This is a genomic window from Actinomycetota bacterium (assembly GCA_018333515.1).
GTDB lineage: Bacteria > Actinomycetota > Aquicultoria > Aquicultorales > Aquicultoraceae > Aquicultor.
Genome location: JAGXSZ010000007.1, coordinates 1 through 13,269 on the forward strand (window position 1 = coordinate 1; position 13,269 = coordinate 13,269).

The following is a 13,269-nucleotide window of genomic DNA, read 5'->3' on the forward strand; positions in this document are numbered from 1 at the left end:
CCGACACCTCCGCCGTCAGGCGCTCTTTCTCTTCGGTCCGGCGACGGCGCTCGCCGTCGATGAGGCCGAGCTCAAAAGCCAAACCCGAGAGCCTGATATCCGCGTTGTCGGAGCGGAGCAGCAGGCGGTACTCGGCGCGCGAGGTAAACATCCGGTACGGCTCGTCCACCCCCTTGGTAACCAGGTCGTCGATGAGGACACCGATATAGGCCTGGGAACGGTCTAAAACAAAGGGCGCGCGTCCCTGTATTTTTAAAGCGGCGTTAATTCCCGCCATCAACCCCTGGGCCGCGGCCTCTTCATATCCGGAGGTACCGTTGATCTGCCCGGCGGCATAAAGCCCCGGGACCGCTTTGGTCTCCAATGTCGGATAGAGCTGGTCCGGATAGATGAAGTCATAGGCGACCGCATAGCCCGGGCGCATGATGCGGGCGTTCTCGAGGCCGGGGATAGAGCCGATTAGCTCCTCTTGGGCTTCGAGCGACAGACTCGTCGACAAGCCCTGGACATATAGCTCTGCCTGGTCGATACTGTCAGGCTGCAGAAATATCGGGTGGTGCTCACGCTCGGGAAATCTCACGAACTTATCTTCTATCGAGGGACAGTACCGCGCGCCGCCCGCGTGTATCGCGCCCGAATACAGCGGGGATTCTTTGACTCGCGACGCCAGAACCAGCCGCGTCCGCTCGCCGGTTTGGGTTCGATAGCACGATAACGAAGACGGTGAGTAATCGTCTGTCCAAAACGAAAACGGCTCGGGCTCGACATCCGGCAGTTGCTCCTCAAGGCCGTCTAGGACGACGCTCTCCGCTGAAACACGGGGCGAAGTCCCGGTCTTAAAGCGCCCCATGCGAAAGCCGAGCGCGGAGAGGTTTGTCGAGAGTTCGTCCGAGCCGCGCTCGCTGTGGCGGCCCGCATCTTCGCGGACGGCGCCGTATGCAACCCGACCTCCGAGAAATGTGCCGGTGGTGACGATAGCCGCCTCGCCCTCGAATTCCTCATCGAAGAGCGACTTGACGACAATGCGGTCGGCCTTTTTTGCGATGCTTTCGATGTGCGCTTGGCGCACATACAGGCCTTCGGTGTGTTCGAGCAGGTAGGTCGTCCCGAGCTGGTACCGGACCCTGTCGACCAGCGCAAACGGCGCTTGCACCGCCGGACCTTTCCCCGTGTTCGACCAGCGGGAGTGGATGGTGTGCGCGTCGACCATCTTCGCCATCTCGCCGCCGAGCGCGTCGATTTCGCGGACCAACTGTCCGCGCCCGGGGCCGCCGAACGATGTATTGCACGGCAGCAGCGCAACCGCATCCAAGCTTATGGTCAGCAGCAGCGTACGGCATCCCATGCGGGCCGCGGCACTGGCGGCCTCACAGCCGGCATGCCCCGCGCCGACGACTATCACATCAAATCTTTCCATCCCCAAGCACGCTCATCCTTTTGTTACACGTGAAGGCGCCAATCTCTCTTGTGTCAAGACATTTTGGCGCGCCCCCCTATTTTCCTATGCAAAACCGGCTGAATATCCGCCCCAGGATATCTTCCGACACCGTTTCCCCGGTAATCTCGCCGAGGTCGCTTAGGGCGTCTTTGAGAACCGTCGCGACTACCTCCTCCGGCATCGACGCCTCCAGCAACTCAAACGCTTCTCGGGTGGCGCCGACGGCGCGCTCGATGAGCTGCGCGTGGCGCGCATTCGTTATCAGCGTCTTATCAGACATATCGATCTCGCCGGCAAAGAACAACTTCTCTATGGTGGTCTCGAGTTCGTCGATGCCGTCCCCGGTAAGCGCCGAGACCCGTGCCCGTGCTTTAAAGTTTTGCGGAAGTTCCAGCCCCGCAACCGATTTATCCTCGGGCAGGTCGGCCTTGTTTATCACGAGAACGGCCGGTTCGCTCTTTACCTCCTCGACCAGCCCGATATCCCCGGCGCTTATGGGTCGGCTCCCGTCTATGACGCACAGGACCAGCGTCGCGGTCTTAATGGTCCTGCGCGACAACTCGACCCCGATTATCTCCACCTCGTCGACCGAATGGCGTATGCCGGCGGTGTCCTTTATCCGCAAGGGAACCCCTTTTATGCTTATTGCCTCCTCGATGACATCGCGCGTCGTTCCCGGCACCGCCGTCACGATAGCGCGTTCTTCGCGAAGAAGCGCGTTCAACAGGCTTGATTTTCCGACATTGGGAAGCCCCACAATGGCCGCATCGATGCCCTCTCTTAGAATTCTTCCCCTGTTGGACGTCTCCCCTAAGGCTATCAGCTCTTTGTGGGCCTCTCGGAGCATGCGGCCGATGTCGTCTACCGGAAGGACTTCGATGTCTTCATCCGAGAAATCGACCGCCGCCTCGAGCTGGGCCAAGGCCTCGACGAGCGCATCGGATATGCGCCCGATCTTTTGCGATAGCCCGCCCTCGAGTTGGTCTACCGCAACCCTCAGCTGCGCTTCGGTCCGCGAGTTTATGATATCGACGACCGCTTCGGCCTGCGCTAAATCGATGCGGCCGTTTAAATAGGCGCGCAAGGTAAACTCGCCGGGCGCCGCCGGGCGTGCCCCGGCGGCGCACACCAGGTTGAGGGTCTTCTCAATTGCCGCGACGCCGCCGTGGCAATTGATTTCCACGACGTCCTCGCGGGTATAGGTGCCGGGAGCGCGCATCACCGCGATGAGCGCCTGGTCGACGTCGGAGCCGTCGGCGGGGTCGTAAATGGTCCCCAGAAGAAGGCTGTGGCTTTTTCGCCCGGCCAGAGTCGCGCCCTTGTTTCCCTTAAACATCTTTTCCGCGATATCGATAGCCGCCGGTCCGCTCAGCCGAATGATTCCGATTCCGCCTTGACCGGCGGCCGTAGATATCGCCGCAATGGTGTCGTTAACAATAATTGACATTTACCCTCATATACCTACTCCTTGCTGCGCGTTCATATTGCATGTACAATCGTAAACTTTTAATAAACAAGCAGCTCACCGGGGAGAAACAAAAACACCCGGCTCAAGAGACGCCGGGTGTTAAAATTTTGCTTTAAGGCAGGCTATCTCGGCGCGACCCTTACTTGCCGACTCGGTTCTTCTCCTTCGCTTATTGTAATCACCTCGTCGTTATCTTGCAATGCCAGGTGGACGAGTCGTCTTTCAAATGAATTCATCGGCTGCAGCACTACCGGCCTTCCGGTGTTTAGAGCCTTCTCGGCCGCACTCAGCGCAATCTCCGTGAGGCTCTCCGCCCGGCGCTTTCGGTAATCCTCGACATCGAGCACGAGCTTCTTCTTTATGTTGTTCTTGCGCAAGACGACACCGGTGATCGTCTGAATCGCGGCGAGTGTCTCGCCCCTCTTACCAATAAGCAGCCCGGCGTTGGGGCCCGTGATGTTTATGTTGATGGTCTCACTGTCTTCGGATACGTCCACGTCGCCGCTCGCCCCCAGTTTGTCGATGAGTTCTTCGACAAAGGCGGTGGCGGGCTGCGAGCCGCTCTCCGCCACACTCACCCGGACACGCGCTTTAGCCGCGCTGATCCCGAGAAAGCCCCGGCTCCCCTCTTCTAAGACCTCTATCTCGACACTGTCGCGGCCCAATCCCAGCTCTACCAACGCCGCCTCGATTGCCTCTTCTACCGAGTTGCCCTCACTCTCAATTGCCCTTGCCATTAGCGACCTCCGCTTGTTTTGCCAGCCTCAGGGTTACGTATTGCTGAGCTATCGTCCAGACATTTGTGGTTATCCAATATAATAGGACTCCCGTCGGCAGAGTCCAAGCGAAAAATACCATTAACGGCATGAGTATCAGGCCTATGCGCTGTTGCTGAGGGTCGGTCGTCATCATCTTCTGCGGTATATAGGTGGTAAGCGCCATCAACACAATCAGTATAAAATATGGAAAAAATACGACGATTCCTTCCCCAAATACCGCGCTCGGCTTTGTCCCGAGCCCGAAGATACCGAGCGATGTCGCCTCTAAGAGGTCCTTGTTCTTCATTAACATCTGAAACAAGGCGAAAAATACCGGCATTTGCAGCAGGAGCGGGAAGCAACCGCCAAATGGGTTGACCTTGTGCTCCGCATAAAACTTGAGCATCTCCTTCTGGAGTTTCTCTTTGTTGTCTTTATATTTTTCCTGGAGTTCCTTTAGTTTTGGCTGGAGCCGCTGCATCTCATACATCGACTTGGTCTGCTTTATCGTCAGCGGCAATATTACGATTCTTATAGCCACAGTCAGCAGGATTATGGCCACGCCATAATCGTTAACGTATAAATAAAAAAATTCCATGACCTCTTTGAGCAGGTCTATTAAGCCATTCCAAAGGCTCATCAAACAAAAAACCCCCTTTATTTAACTGGGTCGTGCCCCCCGGGAGAGAAGGGGTGACACCGTAATATTCTTCCGGCCGCCATCAACCCGCCCCTTATCACGCCGTGTTTTTGAATCGCTTGGAGCGCGTAGCTGGAACACGATGGGTAAAACCGGCACGATGGTGGAAATAGCGGGGATATGGTCTTCTGATAGACATTTATCACGCCTATCATCAATCTCTTCATCATCTCTCTTCCCTCAGCAGCCCGGCTTTGCTTAAAACATCAATAAAAGCCTTTTCAACTTCGTGAAAAGACTTTCCCTTTGCCGCGTGTCTTGCGATGAAGACTAAATCATATCCCTCTTTGATTCTTGCCTCATTTTTTCTAAAGGACTCTTTTATCAATCGCTTTATGCGATTTCTTACGACCGCCGTGCCGACTCTCCGCGAGATCGATGTTCCCGCGCGCGTTACGTCGGATTCCTTTTTTAAAAAATATAAAGCCAGCTCTCTGTTCGCGACCGACCCGCCGCGCGAATATACCTCTCCGTATTCCTTGCCGACGGTCAGCCGAGTATCTCTGCGCATCGCATGCACTTAGGCGGTTAGCCTCGCCCTGTTTTTTCTGCGGCGATTGGCGATGATCTTTCTTCCCGCCCTGGTACGCATCCTTATGCGAAAGCCGTGTGTCTTTTTTCTTTTTCTTTTATTCGGTTGATATGTCCGCTTCAAGGTGACTCCTTAATATAAAAAGAACAGGCTATATTATATTGCTCTCTAGCTGCTGGTGTCAAGGATTTTACCGTTCGGTGTCGCTTATGGGCGCCCGCTCACGGCACCAAGGATATGGCTCCGACTTAAATATATGCCGGGGGCGGGCGTTCGCCGCGCCGTAATAATTATTTTCCATGGATTTTTTATAAAGCCGGCCAAAAATACTATCCCGGGTATCCGAATGTTCGGTGTGTCCGCGCCGCAATCGTTCGCCCGTATATTGTGGATAATGTTAATAACTTTTTCTATCGCCTTTATTTGCATGTTTTCCTATTCGTCTTGAGACGCAATTATTGCCCCTTCTAAAAACCTTTTATTTATATTGCTTTTAAAATTCGCTGCTCAGATAGGGTAAAATATTTCGCGCGCCGTCGTCGTTATTATTTATTAAACGAGCCCCTCTTGGTGGGGCGGTTTCGGGTTTTCTTTAAAAAAACGGAGTTTTCCACAGGAGCCGGCTACTTAAAACACTTCTTGTCTTTTTGGAAAGCCAATTTATGGGTTATTCTTTTTCTACAAGCCGTTCGATGAAATACTTTCTAATGTTTTCCAAGACTTTTCCACAGCTGTGTATATTTATGTGTAAAACTTTACTCTTTCGCCAGCATTTTTATTGTCAAAACGATTTCGCCGGCCTTTCGTTTTGATACAATCAAAGATAGAGTCTTTACATAAAACAGCCCGCTTACGTCGAGATTTTTCGTTTTTATAGATTTTAATGTATTGTTAATAACTCAGGGGATAAGTTGGGTTAAGAATATTTATTGGACGGGACATGGAAAGCCATTTTTTACGCTTCATTAATAATTTAGAGGCTGCCGAGGGTTCCGCGGTCAAAGAGACGGCGGTTGAGCCGCCTAAGGTTTTAGACGACGCCGTCTCCGCCGCCGTAGAGCCGTCAGGCCGGCTCAACAATATCGCCAGGCTTGCTATTTATGATACCTTTATGGCCGCGCCGCGCGTTGTGGAATTAAATTTGAAGGATTATGACGATTTTATTAATCTTCTTGCCGCTAAAACCTACCAATACTCCAAAGAGATAGGGGGAAATGTTCCTTACACGATCTTACGAGAAGCGATCGAAAATCTAATACACGCATATTTTAAAGATATAGTCATAAGTATTTATAACAATGGAAACACGGTGCGTATTTCAGACCAAGGCCCGGGAATAAAAAACAAGGATAAGGCGTGCGAACCCGGTTTTTCAACAGCCACCCCCCATATGAAACAATATATAAAAGGGGTCGGCTCCGGATTGCCTATTATCAGAGAGACAATAACATTCCTCGGCGGTGCCATCGAGGTGGAAGACAACCTCGACACCGGAACGGTAATAACGCTGAGCGTTCCCAATAAAGTAGCCGCCGCGAGCCGCGAACAAACCCCTGTTCCGGCGGAAATAGCACTAAATAAACGCCAAAAACAGGTTCTCTTTTTGATAATGGAGATAGGCTCTACCGGACCATCCAAAGTCTCCGCCGAACTCGGCATAGGCCTTAGCACCGCACACCGCGATTTGATATACTTGGAAGATAAATCTCTAATTTCCTCTGATGAACAGGGTAAAAGAGTTCTCACATCGTTAGGGATAGAATACTTAGACAATATTCTCAACCAATAGGCGGGTGTCTTTTTTCTTGCTAAACCAGCTCGATCACATCTGGAACGAAGTACTCAAAATAATAAAAAACCAGCTCAACCCACCCACCTTTAATGCCTGGTTTGAGAGTACTAAGCCTGCTCTAATAGAAGACGACTCCATTACCATCTTCGCTCCGAGCCCTTTCGCTAAAGAATGGCTCGAGACGCGCTACAGCAGCCTTATAGAAGACGCTCTCTTCCAGGTCCTCGCGGAGGAGATGTTTATAAAGGTCGTCGTCGATGAAAATGCCGGGCAGACGCCGGAAAAACAGGATGAAAAGCGTCAAAAGACGCCGGAAAATAATAGACGTCCCATAAATCTAAACGAAAAATATACTTTTGATTCTTTTGTTATAGGGGGAAGCAACCGGTTTGCGCACGCCGCGGCCCTCGCTGTCGCGGAGTCTCCCTCAAAAGCGTATAATCCGCTTTTTATATATGGGGGCGTGGGGCTCGGTAAGACCCACCTCCTCCAGGCCATCGTATATTACGCGCTAAAACATCATCCGTCTCTTAAAATAAAATATGTCTCGTGTGAAAAATTCACCCGCGATTTTATCAATTCCATCCGGGACAAAGACAAAATCACCGGCTTTCAAAAACGTTACCGGGACAATGACATACTCCTTGTCGATGATATACAGTTTCTCGAGAACAAGGAGGCGACGCAGGAGGAATTTTTTCACACTTTTAATACTCTTCACGGAGCCAACAAACAGATCGTGCTCTCTAGCGACCGGCCTCCGAAAGATATAGCGACCCTTGAGGACCGTCTCCGCTCTCGTTTTGAGTGGGGTCTCATAACCGACATACAACCCCCCGACCTCGAGACCAGAATCGCCATATTAGATAAGAAAGCCCAACTAGAAAACTTATCCGTAGACAAGGATGTTCTCGAGTTTGTCGCGTCGCGCATACAATCCAACATCCGTGAACTCGAAGGCGCGCTCATCCGCATCATCGCTTTTTCAAACTTGAATAAGGAGAAATTAACGAGAACTCTTGCGGAGACCGTACTTAAGGACATCTTTCCCAACCGGGCCGGCCGCCCTATATCCATACATACTATCCAGTCCGAAGTGTGTAAATATTTCAACCTATCTAAGACACAATTAGTTGGAAATAAGCGCTCACAGGATATTGTCTATCCGCGGCAGCTGGCCATGTATCTCGCGCGTGAACTGACCGACATGAGTCTTCCAAAAATTGGCGAAGAGTTTGGCGGCCGCGATCACACAACGGTTATGTATGCGAACTCCAAGGTAAATAAGATGATAAGCACGAGCCGGGAAGTATATAATCAAATTCAAGAATTGACAAATCGTATAAAGCAGAAGACTTAAAACCTGTTGATATATCTGTTAATAATAGTTGAAATTTTTTTTACTAAGAGTTTACACATTTTTCATCAGTACTTTTTTTACAGGTTGAAGACGCGGCCGAAGTGCGCAAATAGGTGTTATTAACACAATTAACAGCGCCTATTAATTACAACTATACTTATTTATATAAAATATTAATAGGAGGAAGTGTGAATATACAAATATCACAAGAAGAATTAAACAGAGCCGTTCAAACCGTACAGAAGGCCGTCTCGCCGAGGGCGCTGCTTCCTGTTTTAAGCGGTGTTCATTTTAAGGCGGCCAACGGTATGTTGCACTTATACGCGACCGACTTGGAATTATCGATAAAGTGTGTTCTGCCCGCAACGGTGAGAGAAGAAGGAGAGACGGTGATTCCCGCGCGGCTGTTAGGAGAGATAGTAAAGAATCTACCCGCCGGCAATATTGAAATAGTCAGCGATGATAAGGGCGGCAATATAAAAATTATCAGCTTGAATGCGGTCTTCGATATTCGTTCATACTCGCCCTCCGACTTTCCGAAGTTTCCGAATATAACAGGCCATAGCGGTGTTAAGATAAGCGGCCGGGTCTTATCGGACGTGATAAAGCACGTCATTAAGGCGGTTTCAAGAGACGAAACGCGCCCTATCTTGAGCGGCGTGTTGATCAATATCGATAAGGGTCACCTTAAGATGGTCGCGACCGACAGCTATAGGCTTTCCATAAAAGATGTGGCGGTAGAGGGGCTCGACGCGACCCAGAGTAGCGCCGTTATTCCCGGACGCTGTCTCGACGAGGTCTCAAAAGCGGTCGGTGATAAAGACGTGGAGATTATTTTAGAGCCCAATCTGGTCTATTTCGACCTCGGAGATACGGTTATAATCTCGCGCCTCATCGAAGGGCAATTTCCCAACTATCAGCAACTGCTGCCGAGCGATTGCGATTTAAGGGTGAAATTCAGCCGACAAGACCTCATCGCCGGCGTGCGAAGGGTCGCTCTTTTAGCGCAAAGCACCTCGCTGGTGAAGATGAAGATAGACAATAATGAGGTCGAGATATCGGCGATATCCCAAGACCTCGGCTCCGCGATAGAAAGGGTTTCGGCGAAGACCTTTGGGGAGGGAATAGAGATCGCCTTCAACGCGAACTATTTATTAGACGGCCTTCAATCTATCGGCGAAGATGAAATAAATATTGAATTAAACAGCCCACTCAAGCCCGGGCTCGTAAGGCCGGTCCAAGACCGGGGTTTTATATATTTAATAATGCCGGTTAGAATAGGCTGATAGATGAGGGAAGTCGTTGTGGAGCCCGGAACTAAATTGGAGCAGCTTTTGAAATATGCCGACCTCGCCTCAACGGGCGGAGAGGCAAAATACCTTATTCAAGGCGGGTTTGTCGATGTTAACGGCAAAAAAGAAACTAGAAGGGGTTATAAAATAAAAGCGGGAGACATTGTCGAGGTCGAAGACGACGTGTTGGGTGTCTCTTTGTTATTGAAATAATGTATGTATATAGAAAAGCTATTTTTGAAAAATTATAGAAATTATGAAGATTTTTCCACACAGTTCACACCAGGCATAAATTTTATAATAGGGAAGAACGCCGTTGGAAAGACCAACATCTTGGAAGCCGTTTATTTTCTCGAAAACGGACGCTCACACCGGACCGGAAACCACCAAGAACTTATCGCGTGGCGCAAGGAATTTTTACATGTGAAAGCCTCCGTAAAAAGAACCGATAGAGACCTCGTAGTAGAGGCCGTGGTAGAAAAAAAAGGCGGCAGAAGGCTTAAGATCAACGGCGTTCTACAAAAGGGTTTTTCCGGTCGCGCGAGGCCTGTTCAAACGGTGATGTTTACGCCGGACCACCTAAAAATCGTCAAAGAGATGCCTGAACACAGGCGCGCTTATCTCGACGAGATTCTAGAAAAAACGAAAGCGGATTATTTATATTGGCGCCAACACTACGGCAAGGTGTTGCGCCAGAGAAATCTTCTTCTAAAAAAGGTCGGCTCGGGACGAATGAATCCCGACATGATCGATTATTGGGACGCGCAGCTCGTTGAGGCGGGAACTAAAATCATAAAATATAGGAACGAAGCGGTGGCGACCATAGCCGAACATGCCGCGGAGATATATTCGCAAATTTCGGACGCAACGGAGCGCTTTAGTTTAAAATACGAGAGTCGGCTAGTGGGCGAAGACGGCTCGGTCGAAAACCTTCAAGAGCGTTTTATGGAGGGATTGCGAGCGCAAAGGCGAGCGGAGATAGAGCGGGGACAGAGCCTCCTCGGTCCGCACCGCGACGACGTCGGGATGTTTGTCGGCGGCATCGATATGAGGATCTACGGCTCACAAGGTGAACAGCGGTCGGTCGCGCTTGCTTTAAAAATTACGGAACATAAGATAATCACCGAAAAAATTAAGGAATATCCGGTGCTCTTACTCGACGACGTCATGTCGGAGCTGGATATCAAGCGCAGAGCGGCTCTTTTAAAATATATAGAAAAAGGAATACAGGTATTAGTAACCAGCACGAACATGGAGTATTTTAAAGAGCGAGAGTGTGGACACAATGTCATTTCGGTGAAATAATCGACCGGGCCGCGAATTTTACCGTTGTCGTTGTGATAATAGTCGTTAGGCGGAAGCTTTTATGAAGAGATTTTCCGACGTCATAGACGAAGTTAATAATGAGCGCAACTTTAAAGACAGGCTCGAAGAGGTCAGGGCGGTCGAAGCGTGGAACAAGATAGTCGCGGACGATATCGCCGGGAACACGTCTCCTAAATATATACGAAACGGCGTCCTTTATGTTAAAACCAAAAGTCCGACCTGGGCGCAAGAGCTGAGCGGATTTACCCCTAAACTCAAGGAATTATTGAACAATTATTTAGCCGCCCCCATAGTCCGAGAAATAAAATTTTCTTGTGAGTCTTTTGTGAGGCCGGCCGGTGATAAAGATACGGCTGCCGGGCCGGAGTTAAAAGACATCCCCCTTGGGGAACGGGAGGCAGAGGAGGCGGCCGAGACAACCTCCCCCATACTTGACGATGACTTACGGAAGCGGCTCGCGTCGCTGATAATACAGAGCAAAAAACTCAACCGGTGGCGAGCCGCTGAGGGATGGGCGGTTTGTAAAAGATGCGGCCGCCAGACACCAACAGCCGAAAAGAGGTGCCGGAGGTGTTCACTGAAATAACCTTGTGTATTTGAAATATGCTATAATATAAGGGTTGTAACGGCGGCCGACAAGAGCCGCTTCTTACTGTAAAACCCTACCTTGTAATGGAAAGAAGGAATATTCGTGAGCGCAACATACACCGCTAAAGACATAACCGTGCTCGAAGGGTTGGAAGCGGTTCGTAAACGCCCCGGTATGTATATCGGGAGCACCGGGCCACGAGGACTACACCACCTCGTCTATGAAGTAGTCGACAATAGTGTCGACGAAGCCCTTGCGGGATATTGTAAAAATATAATAGTAAAGATCAAGCCCGACAACGCGATAGAGGTAAGCGACGACGGACGGGGTATTCCCGTAGACATCATAGATAAATATAAAAAACCCGCCGTAGAGATTGTATTGACCCTCTTGCACGCCGGCGGCAAGTTCGGCGGGGAGGGGTATAAAGTTTCCGGCGGCCTTCATGGCGTAGGCATATCCGTCGTCAACGCGCTCTCTAAAAAATTGACCGTTGAGGTACACAGAGACGGCAAAGCCTACCACCAAACCTATGAGTATGGAAAGCCTGTTACCAAACTCGAAGAGTTAGGTAAAACAAACAGGAGCGGCACCACCGTCACCTTTCATCCGGATGAGCAGATCTTCGATGAGGTTGAATATGTCTTCGACACACTGCGTCAACGCATGCGAGAGATGGCGTTTCTCAACAAAGACCTCAGGATCGAGCTGATAGATGAGCGCATGGCCCCCTATGAGCAGGTAGAATATAAATATTCGGGTGGAATCGTAGATTTCGTAAATCACCTGAACAAAACAAAAGAGGCGGTTCACAAAAAGATAATCTACTTTGAAAACGATGACGGCAATAACGAAGTAGAGATCGCCATGCAATATAATACCGGCTATAGCGAGAGCGTCTTCACTTTTGCCAACAATATAAACACGCACGAAGGGGGCGCGCACCTCTCCGGCTTCAGGTCGGCCTTGACCAGAACGATCAACGATTATGCCAGAAAGAAAGGACTCCTAAAAGAGAAGGAGGAAAATCTCTCCGGCGAGGATATTCGCGAGGGGTTGACCGCCATAGTCAGCGTCAAGCTTCGCGATCCGCAATTCGAAGGTCAGACCAAGACCAAGCTCGGCAACATGGAAATCCGAAGTCTGGTCGAGGGAACCCTGGGGTCTAAGCTCGACGAGTTTTTGGAGGAAAACCCGCAGATCGCGCGGATCATAATAAGTAAGGTAATACAGGCCTCCCATGCCCGCGCCGCCGCCAGAAAGGCCCGCGAGCTTACGCGGAGAAAAGGGCTCCTTGAAAGCACGTCCCTGCCGGGAAAACTGGCGGATTGTTCAATGCGAGACCCCGCCCTCTCGGAGATATTTTTGGTCGAGGGAGACTCGGCCGGCGGCTCGGCCAAGCAAGCGCGCGACCGCAGTTTCCAAGCGATATTGCCGCTAAAAGGAAAGATATTAAATGTCGAAAAAGCCAGATTAAACAAGGTTCTAAGCAGTGAAGAGATTCAAGCGATAATAACCGCTCTCGGTACCGGCATAGGCGAGGATTTTGATATCGGCAATGCGCGCTACCATAAAATAATAATCATGACCGATGCCGACGTCGACGGTGCGCACATCCGCACACTGATACTGACCTTCTTCTATCGCCATATGCTCCCGCTGATAGAGTCGGGCTACATCTATATAGCACAGCCGCCGCTCTATAAGGTGACACACGATGGGCTGACAAGATATTTTTATAAAGACAGGGAACTCGAAACATACATAAAGAGCGTCGAAAAGAACGTCGGCCTGCAGAGATATAAAGGTCTTGGCGAGATGAACCCGGACCAGCTCTGGGATACGACTATGAACACGGAGACGAGGACGCTCTTGCGGGTAAACCTGGAAGACGTCATCGCCGCCGACGAGATATTCTCGACGCTCATGGGGGATAAAGTCGAGCCTCGAAGGGAATTCATCCAGCGGCACGCGAAAGACGTGCGCTTTTTAGATATTTAACGAGTTCGGTCAA

At 50.5% G+C, this 13,269-nt stretch carries 14 protein-coding genes; 7 read left to right on the plus strand and 7 right to left on the minus strand.

Going from position 1 to position 13,269, the window contains the following annotated elements; translation table 11 throughout:
• The 7 genes from mnmG to rpmH form a co-directional block, all read right to left on the minus strand.
• A partial coding sequence (gene mnmG / locus KGZ93_02020) for a tRNA uridine-5-carboxymethylaminomethyl(34) synthesis enzyme MnmG (GenBank protein ID MBS3908405.1) occupies positions 1–1,417 on the minus strand: 1,417 nt, incomplete at its 3' end.
• 76 nt (positions 1,418–1,493) lie between these two features.
• The gene (gene mnmE, locus KGZ93_02025) at positions 1,494–2,876 is read right to left on the minus strand and encodes a tRNA uridine-5-carboxymethylaminomethyl(34) synthesis GTPase MnmE (GenBank protein ID MBS3908406.1); all 1,383 of its coding nucleotides are present in this window, start codon (positions 2,874–2,876) and stop codon (positions 1,494–1,496) included.
• 152 nt (positions 2,877–3,028) lie between these two features.
• The gene (locus tag KGZ93_02030) at positions 3,029–3,643 is read right to left on the minus strand and encodes a protein jag (GenBank protein ID MBS3908407.1); all 615 of its coding nucleotides are present in this window, start codon (positions 3,641–3,643) and stop codon (positions 3,029–3,031) included.
• Positions 3,627–4,304 (minus strand): membrane protein insertase YidC, encoded by a 678-nt coding sequence (locus KGZ93_02035; protein MBS3908408.1) that lies wholly within the window; start codon positions 4,302–4,304, stop codon positions 3,627–3,629. The genes KGZ93_02030 and KGZ93_02035 overlap by 17 nt, the downstream gene beginning before the upstream one ends.
• 17 nt (positions 4,305–4,321) lie before the next feature.
• Positions 4,322–4,531, minus strand: a complete 210-nt coding sequence (gene yidD, locus KGZ93_02040; GenBank protein MBS3908409.1) for a membrane protein insertion efficiency factor YidD — start codon at positions 4,529–4,531, stop codon at positions 4,322–4,324.
• A complete protein-coding gene (gene rnpA / locus KGZ93_02045; protein MBS3908410.1) occupies positions 4,531–4,875 on the minus strand; it encodes a ribonuclease P protein component in 345 nt (114 codons plus the stop codon). The genes yidD and rnpA overlap by 1 nt, the downstream gene beginning before the upstream one ends.
• A gap of 9 nt (positions 4,876–4,884) precedes the next feature.
• A complete protein-coding gene (gene rpmH, locus KGZ93_02050) occupies positions 4,885–5,019 on the minus strand; it encodes a 50S ribosomal protein L34 (GenBank protein MBS3908411.1) in 135 nt (44 codons plus the stop codon).
• A gap of 817 nt (positions 5,020–5,836) precedes the next feature.
• On the opposite strand from rpmH, the gene KGZ93_02055 reads away from it, so the two are divergent.
• From KGZ93_02055 to gyrB, 7 genes are all read left to right on the plus strand, one after another.
• Entirely contained in the window at positions 5,837–6,685 is an 849-nt protein-coding gene (locus KGZ93_02055) for a histidine kinase (GenBank protein ID MBS3908412.1), read from the plus strand.
• Between the two features lie 16 nt (positions 6,686–6,701).
• Positions 6,702–8,048 carry a chromosomal replication initiator protein DnaA gene (gene dnaA, locus KGZ93_02060; GenBank protein ID MBS3908413.1) on the plus strand — a complete coding sequence of 449 codons (1,347 nt, stop codon included), beginning with the start codon at positions 6,702–6,704 and terminating at the stop codon, positions 8,046–8,048.
• 188 nt (positions 8,049–8,236) lie between these two features.
• Positions 8,237–9,334: a DNA polymerase III subunit beta gene (gene dnaN / locus KGZ93_02065; protein MBS3908414.1), complete on the plus strand. Its 1,098-nt coding sequence runs from the start codon at positions 8,237–8,239 to the stop codon at positions 9,332–9,334.
• Positions 9,335–9,337: 3 nt separating this feature from the next.
• The gene (locus tag KGZ93_02070) at positions 9,338–9,553 is read left to right on the plus strand and encodes an RNA-binding S4 domain-containing protein (protein ID MBS3908415.1); all 216 of its coding nucleotides are present in this window, start codon (positions 9,338–9,340) and stop codon (positions 9,551–9,553) included.
• A gap of 24 nt (positions 9,554–9,577) precedes the next feature.
• The gene (recF, locus tag KGZ93_02075) at positions 9,578–10,645 is read left to right on the plus strand and encodes a DNA replication/repair protein RecF (protein ID MBS3908416.1); all 1,068 of its coding nucleotides are present in this window, start codon (positions 9,578–9,580) and stop codon (positions 10,643–10,645) included.
• A 61-nt stretch (positions 10,646–10,706) separates the two neighbouring features.
• On the plus strand, positions 10,707–11,252 hold the full coding sequence (locus tag KGZ93_02080) for a DUF721 domain-containing protein (GenBank protein ID MBS3908417.1): 546 nt from the start codon (positions 10,707–10,709) through the stop codon (positions 11,250–11,252).
• Between the two features lie 105 nt (positions 11,253–11,357).
• Positions 11,358–13,256, plus strand: a complete 1,899-nt coding sequence (gene gyrB / locus KGZ93_02085) for a DNA topoisomerase (ATP-hydrolyzing) subunit B (protein ID MBS3908418.1) — start codon at positions 11,358–11,360, stop codon at positions 13,254–13,256.
• Positions 13,257–13,269 lie beyond the last annotated feature (13 nt).

Excerpts from the sequence above, each read along its gene's own strand:
- KGZ93_02030 (MBS3908407.1), bottom strand. The coding sequence starts at position 3,643 with ATGGCAAGGGCAATTGAGAGTGAGGGCAACTCGGTAGAAGAGGCAATC.
- rnpA (MBS3908410.1), bottom strand. The coding sequence starts at position 4,875 with ATGCGCAGAGATACTCGGCTGACCGTCGGCAAGGAATACGGAGAGGTA.
- KGZ93_02055 (MBS3908412.1), top strand. The coding sequence starts at position 5,837 with ATGGAAAGCCATTTTTTACGCTTCATTAATAATTTAGAGGCTGCCGAG.
- KGZ93_02080 (MBS3908417.1), top strand. The coding sequence starts at position 10,707 with ATGAAGAGATTTTCCGACGTCATAGACGAAGTTAATAATGAGCGCAAC.
- KGZ93_02070 (MBS3908415.1), top strand. The coding sequence starts at position 9,338 with ATGAGGGAAGTCGTTGTGGAGCCCGGAACTAAATTGGAGCAGCTTTTG.
- yidD (MBS3908409.1), bottom strand. The coding sequence starts at position 4,531 with ATGAAGAGATTGATGATAGGCGTGATAAATGTCTATCAGAAGACCATA.
- KGZ93_02035 (MBS3908408.1), bottom strand. The coding sequence starts at position 4,304 with ATGAGCCTTTGGAATGGCTTAATAGACCTGCTCAAAGAGGTCATGGAA.